A 16,107-nucleotide genomic window follows, 5' to 3' on the forward strand; every position below is an offset into this window, starting at 1 on the left:
ACTGGAGTTCGAGCGCGCCTACAAGTACCGCATCAACGTGTGCTGCTCAAGCAGCTGCAGTTTATTCGGTTCACTTAATGTTCTTAAAGCGTTCGAGGCAGCTGTCAAGGAGTTCGATGTAGAGAAAGAGTGTAAGGTGGCGCGTACCGGCTGCATTGGCTCTTGCTCTGCGGGTCCCTCTGTGCTTGTTGAGCCAGGCGATTACCTCTACCAAAACGTTACCGCCGAAAAAGTCCGGGAAATCGTGCGAGACCACGTTGTCTTGGGGTTGCCCGTTAAGGAGATGCTCTACGAAAGCGGCTCGTTCTTCAAGAAGCAGCATCGCCTTGTGCTGCGGAACGCAGGAAAAATCGATCCCTCCCGCATCCAAGACTACATCTCCATGGGCGGATACTCCGCGTTGGCTAAATGCTTAGCCGGCTTGGCGCCGGAGGGCGTCATTAACGAGGTTTCCGCCAGTGGCTTGCGGGGCAGGGGCGGCGCAGGTTTCCCCACGGGCCAGAAGTGGCGGCTTGTCTCCCGCTCTCACAACACCCCCAAATACATCGTGGCTAACCTCGACGAAGGCGACCCCGGCGTCTACGCTAACCGCTCGTTGGCGGAGGCTGATCCCCACGCTATAATCGAGGGTATGCTCATCGCTGCCTACGCCATAGGTGCAGAGAAAGGCTACATCTACATCCGAAGCGAATATCCACTTGCAATCCAGACGCTGCAGAAAGCCATCGCTCAGGCAAAATCTTTAACGCTTTTAGGCGAGAGCGTGTTTGAGACCTCCTTCAAGTTTGATTTGGAGCTCCGCTATGGCGCCGGCGCGTTTGTCGCTGGCGAAGAAACAGCGATTCTGGCTTCAGTGGAGGGATGCCGCGCGATGCCCCGTCCAAGGCCGCCATACCCCGCCAATGTTGGCCTCTGGGAGAAACCTACCCTCATCCAGAACGTCGAAACCCTCGCCAACATACCGCTTATCATCCAGAACAGCGGTGCATGGTTCGCCCAAACGGGGACTCCAAAATGCACGGGCACTAAATGCTTCTCGCTGACAGGTAAAATCCGCAACCCCGGCTTAATCGAGGTTCCGATGGGTATGACTTTGCGGGAGATCGTTTTTGACATAGGCGGCGGAGTGCCTGACGGCAAAAAATTCAAGGCGGTTCTCATCGGCGGACCCTCCGGGGGCTGCGTGCCAGAAACCCTGCTTGAAACCCCCATTGATTACGACTCGCTCACTAGGGTCGGCGCCATCATGGGCAGCGGCGGAATCGTGGTGCTTGACGAAGACGATTGCATGGTGGATACGGCGCGTTACTTTACCGAGTTCTGTGTGGATGAGTCCTGCGGGAAATGTACGCCGTGCCGTGCTGGGCTGCCGCGGATGCTTGAGGTCTTCGAGCGAATCGTGCATGGACAGGGCTTGCTCGGCGACATCTCTACGCTTGAGAAGGCAAGCGTGTTTATCCGCGACTCGAGCCTCTGCGGTCTGGGGCAAACCGCGCCTAACCCCGTTATCACTACCCTGCGTTACTTCCGAGATGAATACATCAGCCATATTGAGGAGAAAAAATGCGAGGCGGGCAGATGCTTTAGAACCCGCGAGGAGGCTGAGGTGCAATGAGTAGAAAAACCGTTAAATTAAGAATTGATGGCACCGAAGTGGAAGTAGCTGAAGGCACCACCATTCTTAACGCGGCGGGCGCAGGCGGCATCATTATTCCCACGCTCTGCAACCTGGAGGGTTTAACGCCTTATGGCGGCTGCAGACTATGTCTAGTTGAAGTCAGCGGCAACCCTAAGCTTTTCCCAGCCTGCACCACCCCCGCAGCCGACGGCATGGAAGTTAGAACGCAGACCACTCGCCTCCAGGAGCACCGCAAAATGGTAATCGAGACACTGCTGGCGGAGCGCACGCATATCTGCTCGGTGTGTGTGGCGGATGGGCACTGTGAACTGCAGGATATGGCAAACAAGCTGGGTGTGGACCATGTGCTCTATGAGCGGCACTGGAGCTGCGAAGAAATCGATTCCACCCATGACTTCTTGGTTATCGACCGCAACCGCTGCATCCTGTGCACCCGATGCATCCGTGTCTGCAACGAAATCGAGGGCGTTCACACCTTGGACTTGAAACTCCGCGGGCAAACCTCCCAGGTTATCATGGATTTAGATGAGAAATGGGGCAACAGTTGCAGCTGTACGTCATGCCGTAAATGCGCTAAGGTCTGCCCCGTCGGCGCCATCTACGTGGAGGGCGAGCAAATTGAGCATACCAAAAACCGAGGCATCGCCCTGTTCATCATGGATCGGAGGGCTAGACTCAAATGAGCGTGGATAGCAGGGTGCGGGTGGCTACGGTTTGGCTTAGCGGCTGCTCAGGCTGCCACATGTCTTTTCTGGATCAGGACGAGCGACTTGTTGAGTTGGCAAAGCAGATAACTCTTGTTTACAGCCCGCTGGCAGACATCAAGGAGTTCCCCCAAAACGTCGCGGTTACCCTCATCGAAGGCGCCGTAGCCAACGAGGAACAGAAAGCCATGCTGCAGAGGGTCCGGAAGCGCACGGCGGTTTTGGTTTCTTTGGGCGACTGCGCCGTCACAGGCAACGTGACTGCCCTGCGTAACGGCTGGGTGCACAGTGACCAAGCAATCCTTACCCGCGCCTACCTTGACCCCGCCAACCACAACCCCCAAATACCCACGCAGGTGCCAAGGCTTCTCGTCCACGCCCGCCCGCTTCACGAAGTCGTAAAAGTGGACCACTACATCCCCGGTTGCCCCCCCAGCGCCGACCTCATCAACTACGTGCTCACTGAGCTTTTAGCGGGCAGAACACCCAACATGGAGGGACGCTCAAAGTATGGTTGAGAAAAAAATCTTGATATCCCCGGTTACCCGCATTGAGGGACACGCCCAAGTTGAGATACTGCTAAACCAAGATGACACCGTGCAGGAAGCCCGCTTCAAAGTCGTGGATTTCCGCGGATTCGAGAAGTTCACGGAGGGCCGCCCCTTCTATGAGTTGCCCTCAATTACCAGCCGCGCCTGCGGCATCTGCCCCGTGAGCCACCTGCTTGCCAGCGCCAAAGCCTGCGACCAAATCGTCGGCGTCACCCCGCCCCGCCCAGCCCTGCTGCTGCGGCGCCTTATCCATATGGGGCAAATTATCCAGTCGCATGCACTCAACTTTTTCCATCTGTCCTCCCCTGACCTGCTTTTGGGCTTCGACTCTGACCCCGCCGCCCGCAACATCTTCGGTTTAATCGAGCAGAAACCTGAGCTTGCCCTGCGGGGAATCAAGCTGCGGAAATTCGGGCAGGACCTCATCGAGCAGGTAGCGGGCAAAAAAATTCATTCCAGCGAGTGGATTCAGCCGGGAGGCGCAAAGTGGCCTCTGACTCAGCAACGGGCTGATGTTCTGCGGTCCGAGTTGCCCTGGGCGCTGGAGGCGACTCAGCAGACGCTTGCGATGTATAAGCAGATGCTGGGGGACCTGCAGGAGGAAGTGGCGAGTTTCGGATGCTTTCCCAGCTACTACATGGGCTTAGTCACCCCCGACGGCGGCCTAGAACACTACGACGGCGCACTACGCATAGTCGCCCCCGATGGAGCCGTAGCCGCTACATGTGTGGATCCCAAAAAATACGGTGACTTCATCGCCGAAGCCGTGGAGCCCTGGTCCTACATGAAGTTCCCCTACTTTAAAGCCCTCGGCTACCCCGACGGCAGCTACCGCGTCGGACCCCTCGCGCGCCTCAATGTGGCCACGCACTGCGGCACGCCGCTGGCGGATGAGGAGCTTAAGGAGTTTAAGCGTCTGGGCAGAAACGGCGTCGTCGAAAGCACCTTCCACTACCACTATGCACGGCTCATTGAGGTGCTGTTCTGCATCGAAACCGCGCGGCAGCTGCTCTCTGACCCCGACATCCAATCTGAGCATGTTGCCTCTAAGGCGCTGGTTAACAACGCGGAGGGCGTCGGCGTCGCGGAGGCGCCACGGGGCACCCTAATCCATCATTACCGCGTCGACGAGCAGGGCATGGTAACCTACAACAACATGGTTATCGCCACCGAACACAACAACCTCGCCTACAACCGAGCCGTCACGCAGGTCGCCAAAAAATACGTCAAGCCCCCGCAACTCGAAGAAGGCATGCTTAACAGGGTGGAAGCAGTTATCCGCGCCTTTGACCCCTGCCTAAGCTGCGCAACACATGCCGTGGGCTCGATGCCGCTGGAGGTTGTGCTGCTTGACTGCAGAGGACGCGTGGTAGATCAGATAGTCAGGTAACCGCAGCCGTTTGTTCATGTTTCTGGACTGGGGCTTGTCAAGGTTTGTTGACAAAAACTCTTAAATGATCATGCCGCTGCCTTCTTGACTGGTGAACGTATGAAGAGAATAGTTGCCGCACTGCTTTTTTTGGGGTTGCTTTCCGCATCGATGCTTATGACCGGTAACGCGTATGCCTCCATATCAGCTAATGGCTTGATAACTCAGGATACCACTTGGCGCCTCTCTGATAGCCCAGTCAAGTTCACGGGTCATGTGGGCGTCGCCAGCGGCGTCACATTAACCATCGAACCCGGCGTCACCGTAGACCTCAACGAGTACTACCTGCAGGTTAACGGCACCCTAAAAGCGCAGGGCACCAGCAGCAACCCCATCACATTCACAACCAACGGCGTAAGCTGCTCGGCAAGCTGGCAAAAAATCGATTTCACTTACCCCAGCACCGCCTACAACGAGCAAACAGGCGCAGGCTGCATAATCGACCACGCCGTCTTTGAGCGGCTGGGCGTTTTTGTTCGGGGCGGCTGCCAACCACGCATCAGCAACTGCGTGTTTAACCAGCCCTGGTGGGATGCCATCTGGACCAGCGGCGGCTCGCCGACAATCAAAGGCAACACCTTCAACGGCGGCTCAGTTACGGTTCCCGCCATATACGGCGATAACGCCATAATCACCGACAACGTCATCAACGGCAACGGCGTGCTCAGCGGCATCGAATTAACCGGGAAAGGCCAGGTTTTAAACAACAAAATCATCAATGGCTACAGTGGCATCCTGGCAAGCGGTGACATAACCGTCAAAAACAACGTTGTGGTCGGCTGCAGCGAGTTGGGGTTACGTGTCTCCGGGGCCTCTGCTGAGGGCAACTACATCAAAGGCTGCGGCATCGGCATAGAAGCTCAGGGCTCCAGCCTAGTCCGCCATAACACCGTAACCGATAACACCGTCGGCATCCAAGCAAACGGCGTCTCCGCCATAAGTAACAATAACATCTTGGGCAGCACCCAAAACAGCATTGTCCTGTTGGGCAGCGGCAACTTGGATGCGTCCCAGAACTGGTGGGGCACAACCGACCAAGCCGCCATCGGCCAATCCATCCGTGACTACAAAAACGACTTCAACCTCGGCACCGTCACGTATCTGCCCTGCCTAAGTGGACCCGACGCGGCGGCGCCTCAATCCGCAGACATATCCATCCCGGCAACGCCCCTGCCTACGCAATCTCCCACATCAACCATTCCCCCTCTGGACGGTCAACCCATTCAACCCACACAGGTTCCCTCACCCATCGAGGGCTCATCCAACGACGCCACGATAACCCTTGACTCGATGGGGCTAGTGGTGATTGGTGTGGTTGCCTTGACTGTAGCGTGGGTTGTTGTGCTCGTATTGTACACTAACAGAAAAACCAAGAAGGCGATTTAGAAAAATGAAAACCCACGCTTCACTCCTCCTTATTGGATTGCTTATACTCAGCGCGGCATCCCTAATGGGCAACGCTTCTGCATCAGAATCCGTCAGCGGCTTAATCGCGCAAGACACCACATGGACCGCCGCCGCCAGCCCCTACCACCTCACAGGTCCAGCCTGCATACTGGAAGGAGCCACCCTAACCATAGAACCCGGCGTCAACGTGGACTTCGATGATTATTACCTGCGAGTCAACGGCACCCTCCGCGCAGTCGGAACCGCCAGCCAGCCCATAACCTTCACCACCGAGAAAGAACAGCAAAACCCCATCCAGCAGATCCAGTTTACCGCATCCGCCATCAGCTACAGCGAGCAGGTAAACTCTGGCTGCATTCTACAGAACGTCATGTTAAACCATGTCTCCCTCGACATCAAGGGTTCGTCCCCCAAAATCACAAAATGCGCCTTCATTGATTCGTATTGGGTGGCGATTCTCTCAAGAGGCGGCTCACCGACAATCAGCGACAACACCTTCCAGCAGATTAGCTACCAAGGCCTCTCCGTTGACCAATCCACCATTGTCACCAACAACTTCTTTAACTTAACAACGGGGTTTGCCACCGCCATCGTTGCCCATGACCACGCCTGCCTTACAAACAACAAAATCGTAGGATACTACAACGGCGTAAACGTTGAAGCATCCGTAACCGTCACGGGCAACGTCATTGTCGGCTGCAGCAACGCCGGCGCAGTAACCGGCACCACCGGTGATTTTACCAGAAACTATCTTGCCCAAAACCACATCGGCATCTCCGTCGCCTACGGGCGTTGCAACATCCAAAACAACGCCGTCGTCGACAATGACATTGGACTCCAAATTGTAAGAGTCTCTTCTGGAGAAAGTGGAACCGTTCAGAACAACAACATAGTGGGTAGTTCCCAGTACAGCGTTTCTTTGGAGGCCAATCAGAACGTGGATTTGCCCAATAACTGGTGGGGCACCTCGGATGCCTACGCCATAAACCAGACCATCCGGGACTTCAAAGTTGACTTCAACTTGGGTAAAGTAAACTTTGTGCCTTTCCTATCCGCCGTTAACCCTAACGCCCCCACATCAGCCGACGTAGACATAGCTAATGTTCCCACGCCGCCGCCCACCCAAACCCCAACCAACCCCACTGCGCAGCCCTCAGCGTTGCCTCCGCAGCAGCAGGATTCCTCCCAATCGTCTGGTCACCAGGAATCACAACCTTTCAGCTTAAATGAAACTGTGCTTGCGGTAGCCGTGGTTTTGGCGGTTTTGGCATTGTCTATTGTTGCGGTTGTTTTTCTGGTACGCAAAAAGTAGCTCTCCCGCCTATTTGCCGCCTATTAATGGTTCATTGCAGAACAGTACGGGGGATGGCTGGCCTGTATAGGTTTATTGACTACTCCGCCGCTGTTTAGTCAAGGTTTGTTGACAAATAATCTTAAATGTTGCCAAATACCCAACTCCTAAATGGTGACACATATGCGACGGCTCTGTCCTCTCATGTTTCTCTTCATCCTTGTTGCCAGCAGCTTATGCTGCTTAGCCCCCGCCCAATGCGCAACACCAGTGGGAGGCTTAATTTCCTCCAACGTAACTTGGAGCCGAACCGGCAGCCCCTACATCCTAACTGGACCCGTCGGAGTCACCGCAGGCGCCAGCTTAACCATCGAAGCAGGCGTCACCGTGGATTTCGCTTCCTACTATATCCAAGTTAACGGCACCCTGAATGCGAGGGGCAGCGGCAGCGACATAATCACTTTTACATGCAACGGCAAATGGTGGAGCCAAGTCAGCTACATCGAATTTATGCCTACGAGCACCGCATACAGCGAGCAAACGGGGTTAGGCTGCATTGTAGAAAACGCCCGCTTCAATATAACCACTGTCAGAATAAGGGATTGTTCTCCAAAAATAAGTGGCAACACCTTCGATAATGCCGCAGCGGTATCCGTTGAGGCACAAGGCGGCGCTCCCATAATCTCAGATAACACTATCAACTGCCAATTATGCGGAGGAATAACCGCGTCGGGCTCCGCGAAGGTGACAAACAACTTTGTGAACTCCTCAGGCTACATTTACGGCATTAAAGCCGAAGGAAACGTGGCGCTCACAAATAATCGTGTAGTGCGCTGCTGGGTCGGCGTAACCGCCTCTGGCACATGCAGTATAAAAGACAACGTAATTTTGGGCTGCTACGATACGGGCTTAACACTCAGCGGCAGTTCTGTTGCAGTAGAGGGTAACTATATTTCGGGCAACCCTAAAAACGGCGTAGTAGGCGGCGGAAAAATCCGGGACAACACGATAGCCAGCAACGGAGTCGGTATCAAAAACCCCACAGCTGCCTCAACCATCAAAAACAACAACATCGTAAACAACAGCCAAAGCAGCATTTACCTTGACACCGCCGACAACATCGACGCCACAAACAACTGGTGGGGCACAACCGACCAAGCAGCCGTAGCCGCGTCAATACATGATAACAAAAACGACTACAACGCAGGCATCGTCACCTACCTGCCAATGTTGAACTCGCCAAGCTCTACAGCACCCTCGAGTCCCATTGACCAATCAACTCCAACCATCGCGCCCCAGCCGACGGATGCCCCCCTGCCAACGCCGACAGCCGATACCCAAAACACCCAGCCTCCAGACAGCACTCCTCCATCGGTCGGTGACCAATCATCAGGCAACACCGAAACCTCCCGGGGGAATTTAGTTTTTGTACTGGTTGTGGCGGTTCTCGTGTTCTCCATCGTTGCCGTTGTGGTGTTTGTGCGGCAAAAACATTAGAGCCTCCTTAGAAATCCGTCTTTATATAGAGGGGGGTAGAGGCTGGTGGAGCAGCAGACCCCTATGCAATGACCCTATAAATAGAGGGGGGCTAGGCGTGGCAGAGCAACAGCAGTTGCCTAGCATGTCTATTTATGGATAGTTTTAAATTTACATGCAGCTAAACGTATGGCGGTGGCGCCATGAAAAATTTGGTCAGTGCAATCCTGATTCTCGCTTTGTTAGCTAGTACAGTTCTCTATGTTACCGCCCTAGCCCCGTTTGTGGCTGCACAATACGACGGCGAAACCTTCACTGATGGAACTGTGCCTACTCAAGCGCCACCTGATCTTGACAACGCCACAGAAGCGCCAACCGCTACACCCGACCCCACGCCGACTCCTACACCGGTAATTGACCCTGGCTCTCCGCTTTCCGTCGGCGGCAGTTCGCTGGAGGAAGCCTTGTCTCAGTTTGACATTTTTAGCTTGGCAACCATGGTTCTTGTGGTTCTTGGGGTAGTTTGGGCAATTGTTATTTTGGTGACTATCGTTAAGGGTCTTGACCGAGAGAAAAAGTAGCTGCGTTGCCAGATGAAAAACAATAACTCCAAAAGCGCCTGTACCCTACTGGTCCTGCTATGTTTAGCAGTTACGCTGATCTACAGCAGCTATCCGCCAAGCCAAGCCCAAGCCGTAACCGCGTTTTCCAGCACCGACCAGTTTTCAGCCCCCAGCCAGAACAGCACAATCCGCTTTGCCTTCAACGGCACCTACGCTTCAGCGAACCTGCAGAATGGCACCTGGACATTTAATGACCTTAAACTAAACACGCCTAACGCGGCATTTCTGGGATTAGACACCCTCAACACCACAAAAACCCTCAAATTCAGCGCAGAAAACTCCAACGTCACCATCCTTGCATTCCAAGCTTTCAACTATTCCTCAGCCGTCACCGTTTTAAGCTACACAGCAACGGGAGAGGGCACCCAAACTGTTAATCTCGGTTTAAACCTCACCGAACCCACTGACAGCAGCCAATGGAGCATCATCGTCGAGGACGACGTGTTTTTGGCTGAGGGACAGGGCTGGCGACTGCTGTCCGACGACTCCATTTTAGTGTCGGCCCCAGTCGGCAACATTACCATCGCGCATTTTGACTTCGGCGGCTCAGTGGGCAACGTGGGGTTTCTGCTCGAGCATTACGTGCTCTTGTTTACAGGCGTGGTTTTAGCAGTAACCCTCGCTGCTGCGGTTCTGATTAGAACTCGAAGGCAACATCGCAGGGATATTAGAAACTCAAATAAGCCATCAGCGGCATCTTGAGCCTGTGATTGGTTGATAAAAGAACTAGAGAAAGCCAAAACTCAGCAGCTGCTCAAAGAAACCCTGGGCTGGAGCAGCATGCAAGTGGCCTCGGATGGTTTTTGGCTGAACAGCTACACTTTCCTTAAGGCTGACCGCGTCAAGGTTGTCCAAACTGACCGCCAAACGCTGGATGGAGAAGTCGATAAGGGTCCTTTGCCGATGTTGATATTGGAGGATGTTGTGGAGATGGTGGTTGATAAAGAGCATAAAATTCTCTCGGTCGAAGTCAGGGACAACTTGGGGTTGTGGCTGGATTCACTGGGCAAGGTAATTAAAGCCTAAATGTGTTTTGCGCTTGTTCAGCGGAGTTTTTTTGAGATTAACATTACTATGGGGTAGAGGAGCAACAAAGCGCCCGTGACGACTTCGAGCCACAGCTGGTTAAATGTAGGATTAAACGTGAAAACCACCATGATCGTTAAGAGTATAGAGTACAAAACCAGCGCTGACAGCCGCATTTTATAGGTAGCCCTTATACTCTTGAACATCAAATAAGGGTAAGTCGACTGGTTATATAACGTCGCCAGTACAAACAATTCCTGTCTTCTGAGAAAATTATATAGAAAACTTGAGGATTTATTCAGGATAAAAAATGCTTTCGGGTCTCTAGTTGCCACTTAGCTCTAGGCGTTCTTAGCTCCCAGGGTGATTTAACGATTATTCCTCCAAAAATCAGTTAGAGTTGATAGTAGCCCGTGCCAGATTCGAACTGGCGTCGTCGGGTCCAAAGCCCGATATGCTTGACCACTACACCAACGGGCTGCAAACGTTTCTTTGTCACGGCGTTATTTATGGTTAGAGGTTAAAGGGCAGCATTTAGCCTAATAAGCGTTCTTGCATCACCACACGGGTTTACAGCAACAGTTAACCGATGAGTTTGCATACAAACGGCACCTTCTTGAGGGGCACAATCACCCCAAGGCAAATCAGAAGAGAAATCGCCGCCATCAACGGAACACCCACGATCGAATTCAAAGTGTTCCCGTTAAACGTTAAGCCCAAGTAGCCCTTCCAAAACGTCTCCATAATCATCATGTGGAATAGATAAATCGCCAAGGTGTTAGCGCTGATCAACGCCAGCAACCGATACCGCCAGGATGGAGCCCCCGAAACAGCTACAGTTGGCCCCTTGACTGTGTTGAGTAGCAGGAAGAACGCGATGGATGAGAGAATCATGGTGGGGCTGAGGTACTCTTGGAAGAAGAATGTTTGTCCGCCGCCGACTGTGCGTGCCATCTGGAAAGTGAGAACTGCAGTGGAGGCTATGCCTAAAGCTAACAACGCAACCAGGTATCGGCGTTGCACCCGCACATTAACCAGATAGGCGCCCAGCACAAAGTAGCCCACGTAGCCGGGAACTGCGAAGAGGTTGCTGTTGAATTGGTAGTTGCTTAGCAGCCCAATTAGGGGAACCAAAGCGGAGCCGATGAACCAGATTACCATGAGGTACTTGAAGAGGCTATCGGTCATGCGTGCAACCATCAGGCGAAGCAGCGGAGTAAGCAAGTAGAGTCCCATGAGCATGTAGAGGTACCAGAACTGGAAATAGGGTCCCGTTAACACGCCCTGCACCAGAAAACTCTGGGTTGCCTGCTGCTGCTCCACGTATATGTCCCAGAGGAAATACGCCAGTCCCCAGAAAAGAAACGGCAGCCCAATCCGCACGAAACGTTTACGGAAAAAGACCCCTAATCCCTCGTCATGCTTGGAGGGTGCAAGCAGCAAGGCGCCGGAAAGCATCACGAACAGGGGCACACCCATGCGTCCCACGCTCTGGTAGATGTCCACGATCCACCAGCGCCAGATTTCAAGGTTGCTGAGAACCTGGATGGTTAAGTCGTTGGCTGCGTGTAGAAGCAGCACTCCGGCTATGGCGACTACTCGAATTAGATCTACCGGTATGGCTTCTTGCTCTGGTTTAGGGGGGATTTGGGTTTGCTGCATTGCTTCGTCATATGGGGCTTAGGTAAATTTAACTTTGGTGCTTTTTGCTCTGGTTTGGGCTTTTGGGTGGTTTAGGCAGTTTTACATTTTCTTACATTTTTTCCATGAAGGCTTTTTGGGTATGGTGGATTTTTAGAAGGCATTGTGTGCAATAGGTTTAATAAACCACAAAGCTTAAATAGTAAAATCGTTCATCTGCTTAGTTTGCGCGGGCCGAATGTACTATTTTCTAGCCAGATTGGCCTATGGTGACGGTTCTACGCATATTAAACGAGGTAAGAGAAATGAGCATAAAAAAAGATGCACCCAGAACATCCCAACGTCAGGCTGACAAATGCCCCGAATGCGGCGGCGAAAACCTAGTTCACGATTATGACACAGGCGAAACCGTATGTGGTGACTGCGGCTTGGTCCTTTATGAGCAGATGATGGATAAAGGGCCTGAGTGGCGTGCCTTTACTCAGGAGGAGAAAGCCTCCAGGAGCCGTGTGGGTGTTCCCACTTCCTATTCGGTTCATGATAAGGGTTTATCGACTGCTATTAGCCAGGTTGATCGGGATGCTTTCGGCAGGAAACTTCCGCTTTCGACTCGTCTGCAGATGTGGCGTTTGAGGAAATGGCAGATTCGGAGTCGCGTGCACAGTTCCATTGACCGTAACTTGGCTCAGGCTATGGCGGAGCTTGACCGCTTAAGCGATAAAGTTTACATTCCGCCGCCAATCAAGGAGAAAGCCGCTGTCGTGTACCGTAAAGCCCTCGATAAGGGTTTGGTGCGTGGACGCTCCATCGCGGCTATTGCGGCTGCGGCGCTTTATGCGGCTTGCCGTGGAAGCGGAACTCCCCGAACGCTGCGTGAGATCGCTGAAGCCAGCTTAGTGGACAAGAAAGATGTTGCCCGATGCTACAGGCTGCTGCTGCGTGAACTCGAAGTGCACATGCCCATCGCTGATCCCCTGACGTATGTGTCCAAGATCGCTGAGAAAACCGGCATATCCGGCAAAACCCAGGGTGCAGCCATCAACATCCTGCGTGAGGCAAGACGCAAACGTGCTGCGGCTGGCAAAGACCCCATGGGCTTAGCGGCTGCTGCCCTCTACATTGCATGTCTGCAGAACAACGAGAAAAAGACTCAGAAAGACATCGCGGAAGCAGCAGGCGTCACCGAAGTCACAGTGCGAAACCGCTACAAGACCCTTAAAAAGCAGCTTAACTTAGAATTGCCCGATTAGGGCTTTTTCTCTTTTTCTTCTTTAGATTCCGCTTCGTTTTGTTCTGTTAACTCTATTTGCGTTGCCTGGTTTTCTTCTTCGGTTGGCTCCAGCTCCATAACCAGGATGCCATGGTAGCCGCATTGGGGGCAGTAGTACTCTTTGGGCGTTAACCAAATTTCTAGGCTGCCGACGGTTTTTGATAATTCGATTTTTGGGCTGGCGCATCTGGGGCAAAAAATCTGGGTGGGACGCCTACGTTTTGAATGTTTAAGCACATCACGTAAGCCTCCTATTTTTTTCATTCTGGTAAAGTACACCTTGCTTGCTTGTTTGCGGTTATTGGAGTTCGATGTTTTCTTGTGGATACCCGATTTTTATGAGATATTCCTTGACGCGGTCGCGGTGATCGCCCTGAAGCATGATTTGCCCGTTTTTGTGTGTTCCTCCGCAGGCACAGTAGGTTTTTAGTTTCTGGGCGACGCTTTGAAGGTTCTGGTTTTTGTCGTCCATGCCGTCGATAATGGTGGTTGCTTTGCCGAATTTCCGGGTTTCAAGGCGTATGCGAATCCGCTGTTGCTCTTTCTCTATTTCTCCACAAACGCATAGGTCCTTTGGTAATCCGCATGTTGAACAAACTTCAGCCATGACACTCAACAGAGAAATTAGCAACAGCCGTATATAAGAGTTTCAAAAATCAAGAACTGAATTCTAAGCAGGTACTGTTGCTCTGCCACATCTACCCCCCCTCTATTTATAGGCTCAGCACCTGTTGGGTTTTACGCTTGCAAGCTAGGCACCTGCTGAATATATGCGGGAGCTGCTGAGCGCTTGTGCGGATATTTGTTTATTGCCTATGCGTCTGTTTTGGTCTTCTGCAGGTTTTCTTTGGTTGGGCGAAGCTTCCGTAGGCGGCGGCATCTCTGCTGCTCACACAGAGGCTCCCTCCCCTTATTTGAAGGCAAAACCGTTTTCTCTTTATGTTGGGTATGGCGGTTTCTGCGGCAGTTAAGACTGGCTTTAGGAACGGCTGCTTTTTGGGTCTGCTACATGTTGAGTGCCTGACTGCATGTGGCAGCGGTGGTTTCCAATTAGTTTTTAAGTCCATGTTTGTCTCTAGTTTAAGCAGGTGTTTTTAGTGGCCAAAAATTTTGACGTTGAAGATTATAACATGGTTGACTTGACCGCAAAGACGGTCCTCGTCGCCCTCTCTGCGCTTGAGAAGGGGCTTTTAGCCAAAGGCGAACTTCTCCACAAGAAAACCGGCTTAACCCCCGACGAGATAAACCAAGCCGTCAGAAGCCTCGCAACCTCCCTACTGGTAAACTTACCCGACGCCCTCAAAAATTCTCCTCCCTACGAGTTCTATGCGGTGGAGATCACTGATTTTGGGCGGCAGGTACTAGAGCAATTCGGATAATCGCCGTCATGGACCGCTGCGGTGTAGGCGTTCTACTCTGTGTTTTTTGGCTGCTGGGGCTGTTTCTTAAAAGAACACTGTGTTTCTGAACCAGAACAGTATTGTCATGTGTTAGTCAAGAAAAATTGACTAAACAGGGGCTTGTTTGTCAAGAAACCTTGACAAGAACGCTTTTAACCGCACATCCATAAATGGAGTTGGCGTCTGAAATGAACAAAACCATCCCCATCCTGCTGCTCCTCATGCTGATCGCAACAGCTATCCTGTTACTAGCCATCTCTATGCTAGCCACCGTGCTCTCCTCGCCCTTCCTCATAGCCGCCACCATCGTTGCCCTAGTTGCGCTGTTCGGCTCGGTTTTCTCGCTTTTCATCGAGAACCGCGCAAAAAACCGCGGTCGCCAAGGAACCTCAATGCAGATTCCTCGGCATAGGAAAGCTCAAGCTAGGCGGTTACCATGACTGAAGATAAACGGCGCCTATTCCTTGCATTGTTTTACGCTGCTTAGCTCCGCGAGTGTTTTGTTTAGGATAGCGGTGTCTTTGATGGCTCGAACTTCCTCAACGGGCAGGCACACGGTGACTTTGCCAAGGTAAGGGTGCTTAAAGCCAAATGCCTTGATGGCTTCATCACTTAACGCGACAAAGAAATTCTTGACTTGCCATGTCTCCATATCTATGTCTGCGCTTTCCAGTTCCCCCAGCATAATCGCGTCGGAGGTGAAAACTCGTTTCCAAAACAGCCTAGTAATTTCAACCATAAAAATCCCTACTCTAGAAAATCAGGCGCCGTTTATATCTGTTTTTAGAAGGCTTATTACCCCGCCAAAGTATTCTCTATAGGTGGTGAATGTTTTTGTCTACTTCTCAAAGTCAGCCTAAACTACGAAAGCTTACCCCCGAAGAGGAGCAGGTTATTGTGCATAAAGGCACCGAGATGCCCTTCACAGGCAAATACTACGAGTTCTGGGACAAGGGCACCTATGTGTGTAAGCGCTGCGGAGCTAAACTGTACCGCTCAGAAAGCAAATTTGAAGCCGGCTGCGGCTGGCCAAGCTTTGACGACGAAATCCCCGGCGCAGTAAAACGCATCCCCGACGCCGACGGGCAGCGAACCGAGATTCAATGCGTTAACTGCGGCGCCCACCTTGGGCATGTCTTTACAGGCGAGCATTTGACGGATAAGGACACGCGGCACTGCGTTAATTCGATGTCGATGGATTTTATCCCTGACAAGTAAACCATAGAAATGAGACTGCATCATAGTACAATGTGATAAGCCATGTCAAGTAGCAAAGAGGATTTAGCTTCAAAAGCCACCAATCTCTCAGGCTTAATTGCCTACCAAGCGGGTTCAGTGGTCAGCCGCACCCTCATCGATAAGGCAGCGGGCACAGTTACGCTGTTTGCCTTCGACGCGGGGCAAGGCCTAAGCGAGCACACCGCACCCTATGACGCGTTGGTCTATGTTTTGGAGGGCTCAGTTGAAGTGACCATTTCGGGTCAAGTGGTTCTTCTTGGAGCAGGTGAAGTAACGATTATGCCTGCCAATAAGCCTCATGCGCTGGCGGCGAAGACGCGGTTTAAGATGCTGCTGACCATGATAAAGTCTTAGGCAGCATTCCAGCAGGCAGTACCTTTCATTATGTAGTATAATTGCAGAAAACATTAA

The 16,107-nt window shown here is 52.5% G+C and carries 20 protein-coding genes and 1 tRNA gene; 15 read left to right on the forward strand and 6 right to left on the reverse strand.

Features of this window, described 5'->3' with window-relative positions; all coding sequences use genetic code 11:
- Position 1: 1 nt before the first annotated feature.
- From NWE93_11135 to NWE93_11180, 10 genes are all read left to right on the forward strand, one after another.
- Positions 2–1,615, forward strand: a complete 1,614-nt coding sequence (locus NWE93_11135; protein ID MCW4000783.1) for an NAD(P)H-dependent oxidoreductase subunit E — start codon at positions 2–4, stop codon at positions 1,613–1,615.
- Positions 1,612–2,322, forward strand: coding sequence for a 2Fe-2S iron-sulfur cluster-binding protein (locus tag NWE93_11140; protein MCW4000784.1), 711 nt, complete (start codon positions 1,612–1,614; stop codon positions 2,320–2,322). The genes NWE93_11135 and NWE93_11140 overlap by 4 nt, the downstream gene beginning before the upstream one ends.
- Positions 2,319–2,861, forward strand: coding sequence for an oxidoreductase (locus NWE93_11145; protein ID MCW4000785.1), 543 nt, complete (start codon positions 2,319–2,321; stop codon positions 2,859–2,861). The genes NWE93_11140 and NWE93_11145 overlap by 4 nt, the downstream gene beginning before the upstream one ends.
- Positions 2,854–4,284 (forward strand): Ni/Fe hydrogenase subunit alpha, encoded by a 1,431-nt coding sequence (locus NWE93_11150; GenBank protein MCW4000786.1) that lies wholly within the window; start codon positions 2,854–2,856, stop codon positions 4,282–4,284. Before NWE93_11145 ends, NWE93_11150 begins: the two co-directional genes overlap by 8 nt.
- Positions 4,285–4,383: 99 nt before the next feature.
- Positions 4,384–5,709 carry a hypothetical protein gene (locus NWE93_11155; GenBank protein ID MCW4000787.1) on the forward strand — a complete coding sequence of 442 codons (1,326 nt, stop codon included), beginning with the start codon at positions 4,384–4,386 and terminating at the stop codon, positions 5,707–5,709.
- A 64-nt stretch (positions 5,710–5,773) separates the two neighbouring features.
- On the forward strand, positions 5,774–7,042 hold the full coding sequence (locus NWE93_11160; GenBank protein MCW4000788.1) for a right-handed parallel beta-helix repeat-containing protein: 1,269 nt from the start codon (positions 5,774–5,776) through the stop codon (positions 7,040–7,042).
- Positions 7,043–7,204: 162 nt separating this feature from the next.
- On the forward strand, positions 7,205–8,518 hold the full coding sequence (locus NWE93_11165) for a right-handed parallel beta-helix repeat-containing protein (protein MCW4000789.1): 1,314 nt from the start codon (positions 7,205–7,207) through the stop codon (positions 8,516–8,518).
- Between the two features lie 182 nt (positions 8,519–8,700).
- Positions 8,701–9,078 carry a hypothetical protein gene (locus NWE93_11170; GenBank protein ID MCW4000790.1) on the forward strand — a complete coding sequence of 126 codons (378 nt, stop codon included), beginning with the start codon at positions 8,701–8,703 and terminating at the stop codon, positions 9,076–9,078.
- Positions 9,079–9,090: 12 nt separating this feature from the next.
- A complete protein-coding gene (locus NWE93_11175) occupies positions 9,091–9,822 on the forward strand; it encodes a hypothetical protein (GenBank protein ID MCW4000791.1) in 732 nt (243 codons plus the stop codon).
- Between the two features lie 12 nt (positions 9,823–9,834).
- Complete coding sequence (locus NWE93_11180; GenBank protein MCW4000792.1) at positions 9,835–10,146, forward strand: hypothetical protein; 312 nt, start codon at positions 9,835–9,837, stop codon at positions 10,144–10,146.
- Positions 10,147–10,163: 17 nt separating this feature from the next.
- Here NWE93_11180 and NWE93_11185 read toward each other — a convergent pair whose 3' ends face one another.
- The 3 genes from NWE93_11185 to NWE93_11195 all read right to left on the reverse strand — a co-directional run bounded on the left by NWE93_11185 (position 10,164) and on the right by NWE93_11195 (position 11,808).
- On the reverse strand, positions 10,164–10,301 hold the full coding sequence (locus tag NWE93_11185) for a hypothetical protein (GenBank protein MCW4000793.1): 138 nt from the start codon (positions 10,299–10,301) through the stop codon (positions 10,164–10,166).
- A 252-nt stretch (positions 10,302–10,553) separates the two neighbouring features.
- Positions 10,554–10,626: transfer RNA gene (locus NWE93_11190), tRNA-Gln, on the reverse strand.
- Positions 10,627–10,728: 102 nt separating this feature from the next.
- Positions 10,729–11,808 carry an acyltransferase family protein gene (locus NWE93_11195; GenBank protein MCW4000794.1) on the reverse strand — a complete coding sequence of 360 codons (1,080 nt, stop codon included), beginning with the start codon at positions 11,806–11,808 and terminating at the stop codon, positions 10,729–10,731.
- 284 nt (positions 11,809–12,092) lie between these two features.
- Between NWE93_11195 and NWE93_11200 the strand changes: the two genes are divergently transcribed.
- Positions 12,093–13,037: a transcription initiation factor IIB gene (locus tag NWE93_11200; protein ID MCW4000795.1), complete on the forward strand. Its 945-nt coding sequence runs from the start codon at positions 12,093–12,095 to the stop codon at positions 13,035–13,037.
- Here NWE93_11200 and NWE93_11205 read toward each other — a convergent pair.
- Both NWE93_11205 and NWE93_11210 read right to left on the reverse strand, forming a co-directional pair.
- A complete protein-coding gene (locus NWE93_11205) occupies positions 13,034–13,321 on the reverse strand; it encodes a hypothetical protein (protein MCW4000796.1) in 288 nt (95 codons plus the stop codon). The two genes, NWE93_11200 and NWE93_11205, sit on opposite strands and share 4 nt — an antisense overlap.
- A gap of 34 nt (positions 13,322–13,355) precedes the next feature.
- Entirely contained in the window at positions 13,356–13,664 is a 309-nt protein-coding gene (locus NWE93_11210) for a translation initiation factor (protein MCW4000797.1), read from the reverse strand.
- A gap of 490 nt (positions 13,665–14,154) precedes the next feature.
- Between NWE93_11210 and NWE93_11215 the strand changes: the two genes are divergently transcribed.
- Positions 14,155–14,436, forward strand: a complete 282-nt coding sequence (locus NWE93_11215) for a hypothetical protein (protein MCW4000798.1) — start codon at positions 14,155–14,157, stop codon at positions 14,434–14,436.
- Positions 14,437–14,645: 209 nt separating this feature from the next.
- The gene (locus NWE93_11220; protein MCW4000799.1) at positions 14,646–14,897 is read left to right on the forward strand and encodes a hypothetical protein; all 252 of its coding nucleotides are present in this window, start codon (positions 14,646–14,648) and stop codon (positions 14,895–14,897) included.
- Positions 14,898–14,914: 17 nt separating this feature from the next.
- Here the strand turns inward: NWE93_11220 and NWE93_11225 are convergent, their stop codons facing one another.
- Positions 14,915–15,196, reverse strand: coding sequence for a hypothetical protein (locus NWE93_11225; protein ID MCW4000800.1), 282 nt, complete (start codon positions 15,194–15,196; stop codon positions 14,915–14,917).
- A gap of 95 nt (positions 15,197–15,291) precedes the next feature.
- On the opposite strand from NWE93_11225, the gene NWE93_11230 reads away from it, so the two are divergent.
- On the forward strand, positions 15,292–15,675 hold the full coding sequence (locus NWE93_11230; protein MCW4000801.1) for a methionine-R-sulfoxide reductase: 384 nt from the start codon (positions 15,292–15,294) through the stop codon (positions 15,673–15,675).
- Positions 15,676–15,717: 42 nt separating this feature from the next.
- A complete protein-coding gene (locus NWE93_11235) occupies positions 15,718–16,050 on the forward strand; it encodes a cupin domain-containing protein (GenBank protein ID MCW4000802.1) in 333 nt (110 codons plus the stop codon).
- The last annotated feature ends 57 nt before the right edge of the window (positions 16,051–16,107 follow it).

This window comes from Candidatus Bathyarchaeota archaeon (assembly GCA_026014735.1).
Classification (GTDB): Archaea; Thermoproteota; Bathyarchaeia; order Bathyarchaeales; family Bathycorpusculaceae; genus Bathycorpusculum.